The organism is Fibrobacter sp. UWR4, from assembly GCF_003149045.1.
In the GTDB taxonomy this organism is placed as follows: domain Bacteria; phylum Fibrobacterota; class Fibrobacteria; order Fibrobacterales; family Fibrobacteraceae; genus Fibrobacter.
Map to the genome: position 1 here is coordinate 15,659 of NZ_QGDU01000034.1, position 17,598 is coordinate 33,256.

At 45.5% G+C, this 17,598-nt stretch carries 17 protein-coding genes; 13 read left to right on the forward strand and 4 right to left on the reverse strand.

What is annotated here, in order from left to right; translation table 11 throughout:
* The first annotated feature begins 87 nt into the window (after positions 1-87).
* Positions 88-1,575, forward strand: coding sequence for an Eco57I restriction-modification methylase domain-containing protein (locus BGX12_RS12675; protein WP_109736409.1), 1,488 nt, complete (start codon positions 88-90; stop codon positions 1,573-1,575).
* A complete protein-coding gene (locus BGX12_RS12680) occupies positions 1,572-2,492 on the forward strand; it encodes a BsuBI/PstI family type II restriction endonuclease (RefSeq protein ID WP_109736410.1) in 921 nt (306 codons plus the stop codon). The genes BGX12_RS12675 and BGX12_RS12680 overlap by 4 nt, the downstream gene beginning before the upstream one ends.
* Positions 2,493-2,899: 407 nt before the next feature.
* Here the strand turns inward: BGX12_RS12680 and BGX12_RS12685 are convergent, their stop codons facing one another.
* Positions 2,900-3,778, reverse strand: a complete 879-nt coding sequence (locus BGX12_RS12685; RefSeq protein WP_109736411.1) for a LysR family transcriptional regulator — start codon at positions 3,776-3,778, stop codon at positions 2,900-2,902.
* 70 nt (positions 3,779-3,848) lie between these two features.
* The gene (locus BGX12_RS12690; RefSeq protein WP_109736412.1) at positions 3,849-4,220 is read right to left on the reverse strand and encodes a helix-turn-helix domain-containing protein; all 372 of its coding nucleotides are present in this window, start codon (positions 4,218-4,220) and stop codon (positions 3,849-3,851) included.
* Positions 4,221-4,434: 214 nt separating this feature from the next.
* On the opposite strand from BGX12_RS12690, the gene BGX12_RS12695 reads away from it, so the two are divergent.
* The 4 genes from BGX12_RS12695 (at position 4,435) to BGX12_RS12710 (ending at position 7,485) form a co-directional block, all read left to right on the forward strand.
* Complete coding sequence (locus tag BGX12_RS12695) at positions 4,435-4,800, forward strand: cupin domain-containing protein (RefSeq protein ID WP_109736413.1); 366 nt, start codon at positions 4,435-4,437, stop codon at positions 4,798-4,800.
* A gap of 202 nt (positions 4,801-5,002) precedes the next feature.
* A complete protein-coding gene (locus tag BGX12_RS12700) occupies positions 5,003-5,836 on the forward strand; it encodes a TIGR02147 family protein (protein WP_109736414.1) in 834 nt (277 codons plus the stop codon).
* Complete coding sequence (locus BGX12_RS12705) at positions 5,823-6,671, forward strand: hypothetical protein (RefSeq protein ID WP_109736415.1); 849 nt, start codon at positions 5,823-5,825, stop codon at positions 6,669-6,671. Before BGX12_RS12700 ends, BGX12_RS12705 begins: the two co-directional genes overlap by 14 nt.
* A gap of 10 nt (positions 6,672-6,681) precedes the next feature.
* Entirely contained in the window at positions 6,682-7,485 is an 804-nt protein-coding gene (locus BGX12_RS12710; protein WP_146196340.1) for a hypothetical protein, read from the forward strand.
* Here BGX12_RS12710 and BGX12_RS12715 read toward each other — a convergent pair whose 3' ends face one another.
* Positions 7,486-9,129 (reverse strand): EAL domain-containing protein, encoded by a 1,644-nt coding sequence (locus tag BGX12_RS12715; protein WP_109736417.1) that lies wholly within the window; start codon positions 9,127-9,129, stop codon positions 7,486-7,488.
* A gap of 13 nt (positions 9,130-9,142) precedes the next feature.
* A complete protein-coding gene (locus BGX12_RS12720) occupies positions 9,143-10,900 on the reverse strand; it encodes a diguanylate cyclase domain-containing protein (RefSeq protein ID WP_109736418.1) in 1,758 nt (585 codons plus the stop codon).
* 111 nt (positions 10,901-11,011) lie between these two features.
* Between BGX12_RS12720 and mnmA the strand changes: the two genes are divergently transcribed.
* The 7 genes from mnmA to BGX12_RS16130 all read left to right on the forward strand — a co-directional run bounded on the left by mnmA (position 11,012) and on the right by BGX12_RS16130 (position 17,558).
* A complete protein-coding gene (mnmA, locus tag BGX12_RS12725) occupies positions 11,012-12,124 on the forward strand; it encodes a tRNA 2-thiouridine(34) synthase MnmA (protein WP_109736419.1) in 1,113 nt (370 codons plus the stop codon).
* A gap of 281 nt (positions 12,125-12,405) precedes the next feature.
* A complete protein-coding gene (locus BGX12_RS12730; RefSeq protein ID WP_109736420.1) occupies positions 12,406-12,936 on the forward strand; it encodes an FISUMP domain-containing protein in 531 nt (176 codons plus the stop codon).
* A 20-nt stretch (positions 12,937-12,956) separates the two neighbouring features.
* Positions 12,957-13,889, forward strand: coding sequence for a threonine/serine exporter ThrE family protein (locus BGX12_RS12735; protein ID WP_109736421.1), 933 nt, complete (start codon positions 12,957-12,959; stop codon positions 13,887-13,889).
* 1 nt (position 13,890) lies between these two features.
* Positions 13,891-14,391: a threonine/serine exporter family protein gene (locus BGX12_RS12740; RefSeq protein WP_109736422.1), complete on the forward strand. Its 501-nt coding sequence runs from the start codon at positions 13,891-13,893 to the stop codon at positions 14,389-14,391.
* 181 nt (positions 14,392-14,572) lie between these two features.
* A complete protein-coding gene (locus tag BGX12_RS12745) occupies positions 14,573-15,679 on the forward strand; it encodes a 5-methyltetrahydropteroyltriglutamate--homocysteine S-methyltransferase (protein ID WP_109736423.1) in 1,107 nt (368 codons plus the stop codon).
* A 504-nt stretch (positions 15,680-16,183) separates the two neighbouring features.
* A complete protein-coding gene (locus BGX12_RS12750; protein WP_109736424.1) occupies positions 16,184-17,374 on the forward strand; it encodes an FISUMP domain-containing protein in 1,191 nt (396 codons plus the stop codon).
* Positions 17,375-17,411: 37 nt separating this feature from the next.
* On the forward strand, positions 17,412-17,558 hold the full coding sequence (locus BGX12_RS16130; protein WP_109736425.1) for an LEPR-XLL domain-containing protein: 147 nt from the start codon (positions 17,412-17,414) through the stop codon (positions 17,556-17,558).
* Positions 17,559-17,598 lie beyond the last annotated feature (40 nt).

Consider the following 17,598-nt stretch of genomic DNA (forward strand, 5'->3'; position numbering starts at 1 on the left):
TTCAAAGAAACTTCTTAAAATGACATATAATGGCATTTGATTTATTTTATATTTTCGTTGATAAGAGATTTTTGTTGGAGAAATCAAATGGATTTGTTGAATTCTGCGCAGCAGCTTACAAATGAATACATTGATAAAATGCCTAAGGCCATGAGAAAGAAATATGGACAGTTCTTTACAAGTGCCGAAACCGCGCAATTTATGGCAAATCTTTTTGAAATTCCTTCTGACAAAGAGGAGTTATCTTTTTTAGATGCCGGGGCTGGCTCAGGAATGCTATCCATAGCACTCATCGAGCGAATTGAAAAACTAGACTGTGTAAAAAGACTTCATTTAGTCTGTTACGAAAATGACGAAAATATTCTTGATTTATTGAAGCAAAATCTTGATAATGCAAAGAATAGAGTTTCTTTCGCGTTCGACTACGAACTGCGATCAATCAATTATATAACCAGCCAGGAAAAAAATTACCGATCACTGTTAGGTTCTAACGGAAATCCCGAACAATATGACTTAGTCATCGGCAATCCGCCCTACATGAAAATACCCAAGGACGCACCAGAAGCATTAGCAATGCCGGATGTTTGTTATGGAGCGCCTAATCTCTATTTCCTATTCGCTTCTATGGGGTTATACAACCTAAAAAAGAACGGACAGTTGGTGTATATTGTTCCTCGATCGTGGACATCGGGCGCTTACTTTAAAGCATTCCGTCAAAAATTTCTTGGCGAAGCTTCTTTAGAACATATCCATCTGTTTGTTTCAAGAGATAAAGTCTTTGACAAAGAAACAGTTCTTCAAGAAACAATGATTTTCAAGGTGCGGAAAACTTCTATTCGTCCTAAAGATGTTTTCATTACAACAACAAAAGATAACTCCGATTTTAAAGACAAAACATCATTTGCGGTACCATACAATGTTGTTGTCTCTGGTGGCGACTCCTATGTATTTTTACCAACTTGCCAACAAGAAGTTGAAGTTATTGAAAAATTAAACAAATGGACTGACACGCTTCCCTCGATTGGATTGAAAATGAAAACAGGATTGACTGTTGACTTTAGAAACAGGGATGTTTTAAGAAACGAAAAAAGCCAACAGACAGTTCCTTTATTTTATTCTCAGCATATAAAAAACGGCAAAGTTATTTTTCCTATTGGAAAAGAAAATGAATATATTGAAACTGATCAAAAAGGATTGCTACAAGCCAATACAAACTATTTGTTTGTGAAGCGTTTTACCGCAAAAGAAGAACCACGCAGGCTTCAATGTGGAGTGTATCTAGCACGAAAAAATCCTGACTACGAGTCTATCAGCACTCAAAATAAAATAAACTTCATCAATGGTTTGGAAAAACTTTCCGAATGCATTGTTTACGGATTGTATGTGCTGTTCAACTCTACTCTTTACGACGGATTTTACCGTATTTTGAATGGTTCTACTCAGGTAAATTCTACGGAAGTAAACGCAATGCCGGTTCCCCCAATCAGCATAATAGAAGCAATGGGGAAAAAATTGATTAGGTTGCACAATATGTCTGTACAATCCTGCGATGCAATTTTAGAGGAATATGTATGACGAAAGTAGAAGAAGCAAGAGAAATTCTCACACAATTGCAGGTACCTAAACAACAACAGTCGGATTTATGTTGTTATGTATTGCTTGCTATGGCATACATTCAGGAATCAGCAAATTGGGAATACGCATCCAACGATTGGATTCGAATACACGATATCATTTCTTTCACAGAAAAGAACTATGGCGTGGCTTACGCCGAAAATAGCCGCGAAACTTTTAGAAAACAAGCGATACACCATTTTAGAAACGCAGCCTTTATCGAAGATAACGGATTGGCTACGAATAGCCCGAATTATCGCTATCGTTTGACTGAAGAAATGTTATTGTTAATAACGCATTTCGGAAAAAAGGATTGGGAAAAGAAAAAAGCTTCTTTTTTGAAAGATCATCAGTCTTTGATTGAACAATACGCATCTAAAAAGACGATGCAGAAAATGTCTGTAAAAATCAATAATTCGGATTTCACTTTTTCGCCTGGAAAACATAACCAGCTGCAAAAGGCTATTATTGAAGAATTTGCTCCCCGTTTTGCTCCGAATTCAGAATGCTTATATGTTGGTGATACAGAACAGAAGGATTTAGTCAAAAATGAAGGAAAACTAAAGGCGTTAGGCTTTGAAATTACATTGCATGACAAAATGCCTGATGTTGTTCTTTACTCTGAGGGGAAAGACTGGATTTACTTTGTCGAAGCAGTAACATCTGTAGGCCCAATGGATCCAAAAAGAATTAAAGAACTTGAAGAAATGACTAAAAATGTGTCTGCTGGTAAAATATATACAACAGCATTCCTTGATTTTAAAACCTTCAAAAAGTTCTCCGAAATGCTGGCATGGGAAACAGAAGTATGGTTGGCCGAGTCTCCGGATCACATGATTCATTTGAATGGAGATAAGTTCATGGGGCCAAGGAAATAATTCTTCACCTTTGATTTTCAAGCGGCAAGCGCCGCGCGAGTCCGCCCCCATGCGGGCTGCGGGGCCTAACGCGAAAGCGATGTGGAACCGGCAGGGATGTTTTTCTTGAAGGCTTTCATGTCGGCTTCCGTCGGTGTGTCTATGCAAATCTTGCGCTGTTGATGGATGCATATAGAACATCTTGCATCCTGCGTTTTGCGTTAGGGATGGAAGTGGCGAAGCCATTCGGACTCGCGCGACCCTTGACTTGTGCAGTTGCCTGGAGCGCGAGGCTGAACGGACGGGGAGCGGAGCGAGCCGATAACGCGACAGCCCGACCCCGGCGGCGGTTCTGTTGTGCGTGTCCCGGGAGCCGGGGGAACGCCCAAAAGTAAATTTTTAGTTTTGAAAACTGGTGATCTTGTTATTTATTCCAGTTCCTGCTTGAGCATTTCCAGGAAGAGCGCTGCCGGTTTACTGAAGGCGGCGTTCTTTTTATAGACGGCCACCAGACCCACTTCTCGGGCGGGACGCAGGGGGATGAACTTCAACTCGCTATCATCAGAGGTGCTGATGATTTTGTCGAGGCAGAGGGCGTAGCCCACGCCTTCCTTTACCATGAGGGATGCGTTAAAGAGCAAGTTGTATGTTGCGATGACATTCAGGGGAATGCGGCCCAGCCAGCCGGAAAATTCATTGCTTCTAAAGGATTGCCTAGAAACAATCAGTGGAATTTTTGTTAGGTCTGCGGGCTTTATAAATTTGCGTTCTGCAAGTTCCGAATCTCTGCGAACGAGGAGTCCCCAGGTGTCCTTGCTTTGCAGGGCGAGATAATCGTATTTCTGCTTATTTACAGGCTCGATGAGAATGCCGAAATCAAGAAGTCCCTGGTCCAGTTTTTCGGTAACGTCTGCGGCGTTTCCGCTGAAAAGGTTCAGACGAACTTGAGGATGTCTTTCGTTGAATTTCTTGAAGACTTTGGCGATGACTCGCATGCCGTCGGTTTCGCCACCGCCTACGAAAATGTCGCCGGTAAGTTCCTGTTGGCTTGCGACCTTAAATTCGCTTGCAGTGCGTTCTGCAAGGGCCACGATTTCTTCGGCTCTCTTGCGGAAGAGAATGCCGTCTTCGGTAAGGATGGTCTTCTTGTTGGAACGCTCAAACAGCTTTACGCCCAGCTCTTCTTCCAGCTCCTGCATTTGGCGGGAAAGTGTTGGCTGGGTAACGAACAGCACGTCGCTTGCCGCCTTGGAAATGCTTTCTTCCTGGGCGACGGCTAAGAAGTATTTGAGGGTCCGAAGTTCCATGGAGTGAAATATAATTTATGTGAAATGGGTGCGTGTCTGGGCTAACCCCAAGCGAATTTATGAAGTAATCCTATTGGGATGTCATCTTTTTTTCTCTGTCCTTCACAATCTTTTTCATGTTTAGTGCGGCCCAGTTGATTAAATCCTGGAGGATGGGCAGCAAGGTGTCGCCGCGTTTGGAAATTGAGTATTCGACGCGGGGCGGAACTTCTGGGGAGACTTTTCGATCGACGATGCCGTCGGCTTCCAGGGTCTTGAGGGTTGAGGTTAGCATTTTTTGTGAAATGTCTGGAATGCTACGCTGTAATTGATTGAATCTGCAAACGGGCTGTTGAGATAATGTGTAAAGTACCAGCATGGACCATTTATCCCCTATGCGGCTCAATATGTTCCGTATTGGGCAATTTGGAAAGTTGTCGTCTTTTAATATAATTTTAGACATAAACACTCTCTTTTTTATACTTACTCTATAAAAGTAATAAAATTTTTATTTGATAGCAATATCTTGAAAATTCTTGAATTTTGCAAAGGTTACTAAAAGGTAACTATGGCACTATTTTGTGCCTTCTTGTTTTTAGGAATGTTTGTTTTTAACTTATGATCGCTTAAAAAGAGGAAGTCTCTAAAAGTGACCAATAAAAAAAAGAGGTAACATCATGAAGAATTACGCAGTAAAAAACTTTAATGGCTGGAAGAATGTAGAAGGTAAGGTTTTCCTTGGCCAGGAACTTGCTATGACTGGTGCCGAGGCGTCCCTTCAGCGTCTTGCCGCTGGTGAAGATGCTCCGTTTTTCCATTCCCACAAAACTCACGAAGAAATCTATGTGATTATTTCTGGTAAGGGTGAGTATGAAGTGGACGGCGAAAAGTTTGCCGTTGGCGAAGGTAGTGTTGTCCGCGTAGCTCCAGCGGGTGTCCGTGCCCTGCGCAACACCTCTGATGCAGAAATGGTCATGATGTGCATTCAGTATGAAGCCAAGCCGATTACCAGCTTTATGGATGACGCCAATATCATCAAATAGGGCGCTTTCTATAAATTTTTAGGGCAGAATGGCAAAAGCTGTTCTGCTTTTTTTTGCGAGTTTTCTATATGCAACAGATTGTTGTATATGAAAGAATTTTCTGAAAGATTTTCTATAAAAATTACGGTTTTAGTTCGAAAATCAAATTTTTGTTGCATAGAATTATTTGAAAAGTTTTTGCATAAGCCTATATTTTTAGGCAATGAAACCTATCGTTGAATACACCGATTTTCGAAAGTTCATGCTGGACTTCTATGAGGAGCAGAAATTACGCCATGGGTTTACCTGGCGTGAGTTTTCCAAGAAGGCCGGATTTTCGTCGTCGTCCTACATGAAGGTGGTGTGCGACGGAAAGAGCAAACTGAGTCGAATCGGTGTGGAGCGCGCAGGCGAGGCCATGGGGCTTGTGGGTTTCGAGATGGATTACTTTAGGGCCATGGTGAAGTTTGGTCAGGAAGAAGACCAAACGAAGAAAAAGCTTGCCTACGAAGAAATGGTTTCCATTGCAAGGCTTCATAAGGTGCGAGTCATTGACAGCGAACTTTTCGACTTTTATGAAAGCTGGAAAAATCCGGTGCTTCGCGAACTCGCTCCCATGATGCCGGGGGCGACGCCTGGAGAAATGGCGAAGAAATGTTTGCCGAAAGTTTCTGCGGAAGAAGTGCGAGAAGCTCTTGCGTTCCTCACGAAAAATGGTTTCTTGAAAAAGAAGTCGGACGATACTTTTGAACAGGCGGAAAAATCTATTACGGGTTCGCCGGAAGCGACTCGCCTGGCCATTCGCGGAATGCATTACAAGATGGCCTGCCTTGCGGCAAACTCGCTGGACTTGCCGAAGGAAGAACGGAACTTTACTGGCGTCACCATGGGCGTTTCTAAAAATTCTTACGAGCGGATCGTGAAGGAACTGGATGAATGCCGCCGCAAAATTATTGCCATCGCTGCAGAAGATGAAAATATCGATCAGGTTTATCGCCTGAATCTGCAACTGTTCCCGCTGACAAAGAACGCGAAGGAGAAGGATGATGAAAAGTAAATTCATTTTGTCCGTGGCTAGTTTCATCGGATTGTCCGCGGGATTGTTCTGCGCTTGCTCTGATAATCCGTCCACTGCGGGAACCGCAGAAGAACCGAACCAGATTGCCATTGAAGATGTTTCGTCTTCTTCTGTCATCCTGAGTTCCTCTTCTATGGTTTCAAGCTCCTCCTCTGTCATTCCGAGCGGCAGCGAGGAATCTAGCAGTTCCTTTACTCCTCCGGGTTCTGAACGCGATGACCGTCCGACCGTTGTTCCGCCGAGCAATAGTGAACTGCCGAAGACTCTTGATAACTTCGTCAAGCAGTATGTGAACGATGTCAACACGAAGTTTGATGACAATGTTCTTGCTTATAACTTGGTGTATGAAAAACAGTGTGGCGGGGCATCGGATGATTGTGAAGATGCGGCTCCTGTCTATTACGAATTGACTACGCCGGGTTTGCACAAAGATATGGACATGTCCCATGTTGAAATGATGTTCCCGAAGACAATAGATTATCTTGCAAAGACGCCGAGCGTTGATGAATATTGTCCGTTCTATCTACTGAATATATCTCCCCTTGGTATGGATGGCTATTACTCTCCAGAAGCGGGATTTGTTCTTGCAAATATTGAAGGCGGCAAGTTAACCGTGATAGCACTTCGTTCACACACCTGCGAAAGCACTAATAAAGATAGAGTGTTTGGAATTTTGTTCCGTTACTGCGGAGAACTTTCTAGCAATCCTAAAATTGAATTTATTGAATCCGATGGTCGTTTTGAGACGGAATGCAGGCCTGCTAACTCCATTGATGTTTCGTCGGAATGGGTGAATAAAATTTTATTGAGATAAAGGAAAAATCATGAAAAACTCAAAATTTGTGTTAGGGCTTTCCACGGCCCTGACGGTTATGGCTCTTGTTGCCTGCGGAGACGATTCTTCAAGCGCGCCGTCTTCAGCACCTGTTAATCCTGTTGAAAATTTGACGGAATCTTCTTCCTCTGCAGGTGTATACCTTTCTTCCTCAAGTGAGGCGCTGAATTCTTCTGGCAGCAACGAGAATGTTGTCCCTGATAGTTCCTTCAGTATTCCTACACCATCCTGCGGAACTGCGGTCTACACGGAGAAATGCATCGACACTGAATTTGAAGGTGAAGTTTGTGCTGCCATCGGTTGCAGCCCCATGGATTGCTTTGAGGATCAGAAGGGCATGGAGGCTTACAGCTGCAACGGCGGTAGCATCATGATTTGCGACGGAACCCATTGGCAATATACTAACTGTGCCAAGCCGATTATTGAATCCAGCTCCAGTGTCGCCGCAAATAGCAGTTCCAGTAACGTCGCGAATAGCAGTTCCAGCGAATGGCGTGGCGGAGAATGCATTAATCAGGAAGGCGATACCCGATACGACGAAATGTACGAGTACGAATGCAAAAATGGCAAATGGAAAATCATTGGCTATAGACCTGGCGCTTGTGTAGGCGACATGGACTGCGGAACATCAAATGTGTCGACGGAACAGGCGAGATGCAAGGCGTTGACTGTGGATGGCGTTCAGGTGGAAGGCTCCGCCTGCAACATTGAAGACGGTTATAACAAAAGCGAAAATGGTTGCGAGTTCTTCTGCTACGGCGGAAAGTGGGAATACATGCCGCCACCAATGTAGTTACTTGCAAAACTTTTGGTGGAATTCATTGAACTCAATGGGCTTGGAGTAATAATAGCCTTGCAGGCTAGTTACGTTCAGCTTCCTGAGTTCATCACGCATGCCTGTGGATTCAATACCTTCGGCGCAGACTTCCGCAGAGAAAGATTTTGCCAGGACGTTAATGAAATTTACGGTGTTCTTGTCCTTGTCATCCCTTTCAATATTCATCACATAACCGCGGTCAATTTTTACTGTATTGACCGGCAGTTCGCGGAGAATTCCCAGCGAAGAGAACCCTGTGCCAAAATCATCCAGTGCAATGCGGACGCCCTTTGCGCGGAGAGTTTCAAAAATGTTTTTCAACAAATTGACATTCAGCAGGCGGCAACGTTCTGTAATTTCCAGGCAGAGATTTTTTGCAGGGAATTGCAACTCGTCCAGAAGATTGATCACTTCTTGAGCGAAATTATTCTTTTCCAGCTGGGCGTAAGAAAGGTTCACGTTAATGATGAAATCAGGATTACTGGAAAGGATTTTCTTGCAATCAATGAGAGACTGTTTTAAGATCCATTTTCCCAATTCCGGGAAAAGGCTATCCTGTTCCAGAACGGGAATGAAGGAAATGGGCGGGACGACACCGTAAGTATTGTTACGCCAGCGGATAAGGGCTTCGGCCCCTTTCAGTTTTGAGGTCTGGGTATCTACCACCGGCTGGTAGCAAAGGTAGAAACCACTGCAGTTGTCGATGATGCAGTTACGAATGCAGTTGATTCTCTTTAAGGTGTCCTTCTGATCGTTGTTGAGGGAATCCTTGAAGAGGACGAAGTCGCCATGGTGATTATTCTTGGATTCGGCGAAAGCGAACTTAAGGCAGGAATAAACGGCATCGGCATTGACGGAGAAATCGTCAACACTTACAGCGCCTGCACAAAGCGATAGGGCAATGCGATCCGATGCCACGTAGAGATTCTGTGCTACCAGATTCTGAACATCGCGGTAGGTGGCATCCAGCTCCTCTGCGGAACATTTATCGGAAATGACGGCGAACTTGGTGCCGTCCATACGGTAGGCGGTGCCCATACCACGGAAGGCTTGCTGGAGAATGGAACCGAACTTACGGAGAATTCTATTGCCAAAGGCGTAATTGTAGATATCATTTGCTCTGGAGAAATCCTCTAGACCAATCATGATAATGTTGACGTGCTGCTTTTTCCAGAGGAAACCTTTGACATCTTCCAGAAATCCGTAGAGACTGCGGAGATTCGTGATGGAATCTGTGTAGTTCAGACAGTCGTGGTTCTTGATAATCCCGCAGAAGTAGGCAGGTGCGCCATTGTCGTCGGGAATGGCGACGCCGCTGCAAGTGCAAAGAACGTAGTTACCGTCTTTGGCCATGGCACGATACTGAATGTTATGGCTTTTTTCGCGACCTTCAAAAATATCCGTAATGTTTGTTATAAAATCTTCCCGATCTTCTGGGCTTATATGTTCCACCCAGATTTGACCTGCATTTTCCATGTACTCACCAGGAAGGCCGAAGTAATCTACTGCGGCTCTGGACCATCTGGAATAGTCGTGCTGAATATCGCATACGTAAACGTATGCTCCGTCGGCAGCGATGGAGTATGCATCAAAAAGAGCGTCAAGTTTTTGCGTATTCATTTTGTGTTCTCCATTATCCTAAAAATACTTGGTTCTTTCCGTTATTCTTTGCTTCGTATAGGGCGCTGTCCATACGGACATAGACTGTATCAGCGCTTTCCCCGCGAATCGCCTCCACCACACCGACGCTAATTGTCTTGCGTCGACTCAGAGGGAAGGTAACGGAGGCGAATTTGACGCGGATTTCGTTTGCAATTTCGGCGGCTTCTTTGCGTTCGATACCGGGAAGGACGATTACAAATTCTTCACCACCCCAGCGTCCGCAGGAAGCTTCGGGACTGTGATTCTGGACGACTTCTGTAATAGTCTTTGTGAGACCTAGGATTACGATGTCGCCTTCCTTATGACCGTAGGTATCATTGACCATTTTGAAGTTGTCAATATCCATCATGATCAGGCTTAGCTTTTTGCCGGATTCCTTAAAATCATCTAGGGCGGATAAGATTCTGCGTTGGATTTCCCCGCGATTGTATAAGCCTGTAAGACTATCTTCGATAGCGACCTTTGCCAATTTCTGGTTGGCTTCCGCCAGCTCCGCAGTGGCTGCGTCAATAAAGGTGGCGAGACGGTTAATCATGGAAACCTTTCCGGAGAAATTTTCGGTTTCCATATGGAAAGGAATGCTGTCGTCCAGATGTCCTTCGCGGATGGCTGCAATCACAAGCGTCACATTGTGCTGGATCAGCTCCTGATTGCAACGGAGGAATTCACCGGAGGTGTAAAAGCCGGAAGTGGGGGCTACATTCTGGAAGGGACCTGTTTCCTTGCTGATGCTGTCGTTACCCCAGAAGGTACGGCGTGCGGCGCAGGAAAATACCTTGATGATTTCGGGTTGGAACTTGGCAATTTCCTGTCCGCCGTCCTGGATGCTGGCAAGAATTGTCCAGGGGTCTCCATAGGCAATTCTTGCGCTAACCTTTTCCTCGATATTGGAGGTCATGGTAAGGGAGCCGTCCTCGTTACTGGCGATGGGCGCTCTCAGGATGTTTATACCATGATGGTTGTAGAAGAAAGGAAATTCCAGGGTGTTGTAGAAAAAATGCTCGTTGTTGGGAATGTTCAAATATTTGAAATAGGCGTCATAGGCGGGCTTGCCGTCCAGTTCCTGCAAAAGACTGCCGTTAGCTTTTGTGACAATGAATTCCCTTCCTAGAGGTTTCCAGCCCGTAATGTGGGTGGTGTAAACGTTCAGATCCTCGCCACCGCAAAGCAGGAATACTACGCCCCGTTCCGAAAATCCCTTGGCCTTGGAAAAAACACAGGAGCTGTCATTGTTGATGTCCATATTGAAAGCGCCACCGCCGAAAATTTGGATTTCGGGATTGATATCGGCGCAAGCTTCGCAGAAGGGGGTCATGGACATGCCACGAAGGGTTGCCAGGAGTTCCACCGCCTTTACCCAGGGACGCTTGGCGATTTCCTTCTTCAAATCGTCGATGACATCCAGAGCGGTGTCCTGGGTGAGGGTATATTGCAACAGGTGGATTTGGGTGGACGGGTATTCACAAATGGTGCAGACCACCACGAAGGGGGAGTCGGACAATCCTCCGTCCATAATAGTGCCGTTGGTGGAACAGCCGAAATATAGGGCGTCTGGCATTTCGCTTTCAATGATTTCGCAGGCCAGATCAATCTGCTCTTTGTCTGTATTTTCCGCATAAATGCTAAAAACGACAGAGGAAGTCAGCTTGGACGTCCTCCACTGATTGATCTTGTCGAGCTCCTTTTTTAGCTTGACAACGCCTGAAAATTCAAATTGAAACTGTTTCACACTATATAAGTAGATTTTATTTGGAAATGTTTTGATGCAAGACGGTAGAAATGCTATTCCAATTTGGAAAAACATGCCCTTAAACGCTCTTTAAAAACCTATATTTTTAGTATGAATACGGAATCCTCTAAGAAACGTGTGGCTGTTGGCCTTTCTGGTGGTGTTGACTCTGCTCTTGCTGCGTACCTGTTGAAACAGCAGGGTTACGAAGTCATTGGTGTCACCATGGCGACGTGGGATGGATCCATCAAGAACATGCCCCATGTGGAGGGCCGTGAAGGTTGTTTTGGCCCGGGGGAAGACGAAAATATTGCTCAGGCGAAAACGGTTGCCGATCGCCTTGGGATTCCCCATTATGTGGTTCGTGTCACGGAAGATTACAAGCGAGAAGTTTTGGACTATTTCCGCGCCGAATACCGTGCCGGACGTACGCCAAATCCGTGTGTCCGCTGTAATCAGAATATTAAGTTTGGCGCCTTGCATTCCGCTACCCGTCGCATTGGAGTGGAATTTGATTATTTTGCCACTGGTCATTATGCTCGCGTGGAATTTAAGAATCCCAAGGAACCTTTCCTTTACGCTGCCCTGGATAATTCCAAGGACCAGACCTACTTCCTTTCTCGTTTGACTGCGGAGCAACTTTCCACGGTGATTTTCCCTCTGGGTGGAATGAGGAAGACGGATGTGAAGGCTTTGGCAGCCGAAATCGGCTGGGTGGATTTTGCCACCAAGAAGGAAAGCCAGGATTTTTTGGAATGTGGGGATTACACCGTCCTCTTTGATGAATCGGATAACAAGCCCGGTGACTTTGTGGATATGAACGGCAAGGTGCTGGGTAAGCACCGTGGTATTATTCATTACACCATCGGTCAGCGTAAGGGCCTGAATATTGGCGGCCTTCCGGAACCATATTTTGTTGTAAGTATCGATGTGAAAAAGAACCAGGTGATTCTTGGCCCCCGTAGTGTCATGAGCTGCGTAGATGTGAATGCCGAGGAATTGAACCTGATGGTGGACGAAGATTCTCCGCTTTTGAAGGAACCTCTTACGGCTCACATCCGCTTGGGCCACAAGGGCGCTACCGCTCACATTACGTCCTTAGATGTGTCCGCAGGTAAGATCAGCGTGCATTTTGATGAACCTCAGTTCGCTTCCGCTCCGGGCCAAATTCTTGTACTGTACGCCGGTCAGGGAATTGTAGCTTCGGGGATTATCACGAAGTAGTTTTTTCGTTTCACGAAAGATCGTACCTCTGTCAGCGCCCCTTTGACTTTGGTGTGGCCGATACGGTTAGCTTTGCTCCGCACAAGTTTTTTGGCTTGAATGGCTGCGGCATTCTGCTTTCTTTTTTTAGTGTATAGCCCAAATATTCATCTTTCGTGATTTATCTATCACAAAAATTGATTGTATTTTAAAAACTTATAATTTTCAGAAATATAAAGTATTAGTCAAGAAAACTTTGACATTCTACATTGTTGCCTGAACAAAAAACATAGGAGTTCACAATGATGAAAATTCTTCCCTTCTTGGCAATTGCCGCAACTCTCGTCCTTACCGCCTGCGAAGACTTCCACAAATGCAAATTCAGCGATGATCAAACATCCCTGAAATGTAGCGAGAATGTCTATAAGGTCGTGAATGCCAATGGGAAAAAGTGGTTTGCACAGAATGCCAATTTCTACACGGATTTCAGCTACTGCTATGGCGATGATTTCAAGATGTGTCTTGACTATGGTCGCCTTTATACTTGGGCTGCCGCAAAGAAGGCTTGTCCTCTTGGCTGGCATGTTCCTACAAAAGCTGAGTATGAATCTCTGATTGCATCCGGTGAATTTGCAAAGCTGAATGTGGTTAATGCAGGTTTTCGTTACCATGAAGATAACTATGTGGATCGCGACAAGTCGGCTCGCATTTGGATTGATGACGAGTACGATGCGGTTCGCGCCTATATGCTGAACATCAGTGATAATGGCATCATTACCGTGGAACACTTCAACAAGGATATTGCTGCGTCTGTCCGCTGCATCGAAGACTAGTTTTTGTTGAGGGCATTTCCATGGGAATTGATATTGACATCACTAGCGTTTCCTCTGGAAATGCAACCGTTCTTATTGGCGCCTGTTTTGCAATCGTACTTTTCCTGATTATTTATGAAGCATTTTTCACGAAGAAAGGGATGGGGACGAGCGCCTCGCCGCTTTCTGAAATTCTTGAACAACAGGAGAATCAGGAATTCATTGTTTGCAAAATGATTGCGGAGTTTGCGGCGACGCTGGCTGCTTGCGGCGCGACCAGTATGCAGGTTTTGTCCAGCGTGGCGTACCTTTCGACCCACTTTGGAATTCATGCCGAAGTGACAGGCTTGCCGCAGCACATTCTCCTTTGCGCTGTAGATGATAAACTTCAGAAAACTTATACCATCAACCAGAAGATCAAGGAAAATCCCCTTGACTTTGACAGGATTATTTTGCTGAATCATCTTGCCAAGGAAACGGTGACAGAAAATTATTCTCCCGAAATTTTCTATGAAAAGTTCCAGAAGATTCTTGCGATAAAAAGGCTGCATCCAAATTTTGTTCTTGTGCTGGCGAGCCTTGCCAACGCTTCGTTCTGCAGGCTGTTCAACGGGGACTTTATTTCCATGGCCATTGTGGCTACGGCGACTGCCTGCGGGTTTTACTTGCGAAGAACTTTGTGCTCGCGGTTCAAACTGAATTTTCGAATGGGTACGATTCTAGCGGCTGTTGTTTCGACGGTCATTGGCACTAGCGGCTATGTTTTTCAGATTGGAGAAACACCTAATGTGGCTCTCGCTACAAGCATCCTTTACCTGGTTCCGGGGATTCCTTACATTAATTCGCTTAGCAACCTGCTGAATGGGATGTTCCTGGGTTGCATCAGCCAGTTTTTTAAGGGCGCCATTCTAACTATCTGCCTATCGCTAGGTTTTTGCGTAGGCCTTATTCTTACCAACCTTCATTTCTTCTAATATGTTACTGACATTACTTCAAGACGGATTTTTCGCTTCCATTGCAGCCGTCGGATTTGGAAGCATCAGCAATGTGCCTAAACGAATTTTCGCAGGCTGTGGCCTTGTGGCGGCTATAGGCCACGTCACCCGATTTGTGTTGATGAACCTTTGCGGCTTTCACATTATATGGGCGAGTCTCGTAGCGGGTTTCTCCATCGGGATTTTTGCAGTCCTTTTGCGAAAAGTCTGGAAGTGCCCCTGCGAATCCTTGGCATTCCCGGCGCTACTTCCCATGATTCCCGGTATGTATGCCTATCGTTCCGTGCAGTCCCTGATTCTTTGCTTCAAGACTCCGAGCGACGGTTTGTTTGACCATTACATACACATATTCTTCTACAACTTTATGGTGTGCTTCTTGGCGATTTTGCTGATGGTCTTTGGCGTCACCTTCGTCATACACCTGCAAAAGAAAAGATCCTTTGAAATCAAGTGGAATCGATTCTTTCATAAGGGCGTATAGCAAAAACCTATCGCAAACTCTAAAAATTAAGTATTGGACAAAGCGATAGATTCCATCTATATTTGGCGGCATCTAAGAAATAACTCTTAGTTGAATACTGTCTTTGATGACGGCGTGGCGGCGAAGGTTTGCGCCTAGTGCACTCCTTTAGCCCTGCGACAACATGAAAAGGAAAAATACAATGTCAAATACGCACCATTTTGATGTGGTGGGCAGTTTTCTGCGCCCCGCAAATTTGAAGAACGCCAAGGCTGAATTGGAAGCCGGCAAGATTACTGAACTTCAGTACAAGGCTATTAAGCAAAATGCCATTCGCGAACTGGTAGAAAAGCAGAAGAAGGCTGGACTCCATTACATTACCGATGGCGAATACAATCGCAAATTTTGGCATCTGGATTTTTTCTGGGGCTTTGACGGAATCGCCCATCAGAAAGATGGCGGTGGCGTTCAGTTCGCTGGCGAAGTGGCTGACCTTGAAGCTACTTATTTGGTAGGCAAGATTCGCGTAAGGCCTCATCCCTTTGTAGAAGATTTTAAGTTCGTGAAGTCTCTTGAAAGTGACGGTCATGAAGCCAAGCAGACCATTCCTGCTCCTGCTCAACTTTTCCAGCAGCTTATCGTTCCCCAGAATATCGAAACGACCCGCAAGTTCTACGCCACAAATGATGAACTGATTGAAGATATTGCCTACGCCTACCGCGGCGTGATCCGTCAGCTTTATGATGCAGGCTGCAGAACTATCCAGTTCGATGACTGCACCTGGGGTGCAATCGTTGGCGATGCTGCTGCACAGCGCTACAAGTCCCTGGGCCTGAGCCTGGATGTAGTGAAGAACCAGCTGCTCCATGTAAACAACCTGGCCATCGAAGGCAAACCTGCGGACTTGCAGATCAATACCCACATTTGTCGTGGCAACTATCACTCCACCTATTTCACCAGCGGCCCCTACGATTCCGTGGCGGATTACGTTTTCGCCCGTGAAAATGTGAACACGCTTTATCTGGAATACGATGACGAACGCTCCGGCGGTTTTGAGCCCTTGTCAAAGGTAAGCGCCGACAAGGTTGTTGTTCTTGGCCTGATTACTTCCAAGTCCCCCAAGCTGGAAGACAAGGTGACAGTTATCGCCCGCATTAAGGAAGCGACCAAGTACATTCCTTTGGAACGCCTGAAGCTGAGCCCTCAATGTGGCTTTGCCTCCTGCGATGTAGGCAACAAGCTGACCGAAGAAGAACAGTGGGCAAAGATCGCCTTGATTAAGGAAATCGCCGACGAAGTCTGGGGATAATAAGAGTTTGGGGAGCACCGTTCCGCCGCGCTGAATGACAAAATCCAACTCGCCAAGTTTTTTATTGTTAAAATAATATAGTTCGTAACTCCTTAAGCCAAATAAAGCTGTTCTCGTAACGGGAGAACTTCATATTTTCATTGAGGTTCTTTAGAATAAATCGTTTGTTCTGGGCGTTCCCCCGGCTCCCGGGACACGCACAACAGAACCGCCGCCGGGGTCGGGCTGTATTCGCTTCGCTCACCGAGCCGCGCTACGCGAGTCTCGGCCCCATAAAGACCGTTCGGCTTTCGCCTCACTTTCGCCAACACAACTTGTTAATACAAGTTGCTTTTGGCTCACGGGGTAACCATCCCTAACGCGAATGCAGGATGCAAGATGTTCTATATGCCTCAGGGTGAGGCGTATGGGAAACTAGGCAAATTCTGATTAATAAAATTTATTTTCAGGGGGAACGATGTTTTAGAAAAACTAAATTTATGGTGAATATATTCGGAGTTTTTTATGAAGACTTTTAAGAAAATTGGTTTGGTGAGCGCGGTCGCTTTTGCGCTGTTCGCATTTAATGCCTGCGGCGACGACTCGGGCTCCACCAGCGCATCTGCTGAAAACGGTTCCCTGAGTTCCGCTGTTGAGGATGATGAATCATCCTCCAGTATCAACGGTGACTCTTCCTCTTCTGTCATTCCGGGTTCTTCTTCCAGTGTCATCCTGAGCGACAGCGAAGGATCTAGCAGTAGCGTCAAGGGCAGCGACACCGCCGATGTGTCATCTTCTTCTGTCATTCCCGACCCCGATCGGGAATCTAGCAGTTCCTCGGAAAAATCCAGCAGCAGCTCGGCCAAGTCCAGTTCCTCTGTGAGTTCGTCTTCGAGTGAAATAACCGACTATGTTGGGTTGCCCTGTGAAGGCATACTTTCAGATGGAAATACGGGAAAAATATATTTGTGCGTGGATGGACGATATGTGCTTTATGTGCCTACGGAAAGTTCCAGTTCTGGGCCCTATGAACCGTTCGATCAAACCCTGCCTTTGGAAAAGTTTAAGGAAGAGCGCTACAAGACATTTACTGACTCGCGCAATGGCCGTATTTATTACTACCTGACAATCATGGGCAAAGATGAAGATGGTGTCAAGGATACCATAGACGTTATGGCACAGAACTTGAATATCGCCGATGTCACCTTGAAGGCTGGCGAAAACATGACCGACGACACGAAAATCGAACGCTACTGCTACAACGACGACACCACCAAGTGCGACCGTTACGGCGGCCTCTACCAGTGGGCGGAGATGATGGGTTTCAATGACAGTTGTAATACTAAGAGTTGCGCCGACCTTATACAGCCAAACCACCAGGGAATTTGTCCAAAAGGCTGGCGTTTGATGACGCGGCATGATTTTGAAGTTGCCCGAAGCAGTACGGAATACGGGGTCCGTGGCTTGCGTTCTGAATATAATTTTACAGGAAACAATGAAAGCGGACTTTCTCTTACCGGGTCGGGAGCTTATTTTGATCAAAGAGGTTTCGCGGATTTAGATTCAGCGTTTTACATGTTTTATCCCTCGGAATCTGTTTTCCAAGATAAGGTTCAGGCCCTTGATCAAGTTATATCGCGTTATACTGATGGCTCGGGGGCTTCAAGAGGTTCAAAATTTGATGCTCTTTCCGTCCGCTGCATTAAGTTGAAATAAATTTTTACATCAATAACAAAAATCCAAGATAATCAACATGTCTAAGAAATCTTCCCAAAAAAACTCGCAGAGAAATTTCAATATTGAACACCTTGAACCGCGCCTGATGATGGATGGAAATCTTAGCATGGCGAATTTAAGTCGCCAAGTAAATTTGTTTAACTTGCCTAGAAATATACTCTAATGGGGTGAGAAATCCAAGTCGTTTTCTCGGCCGATTGTTC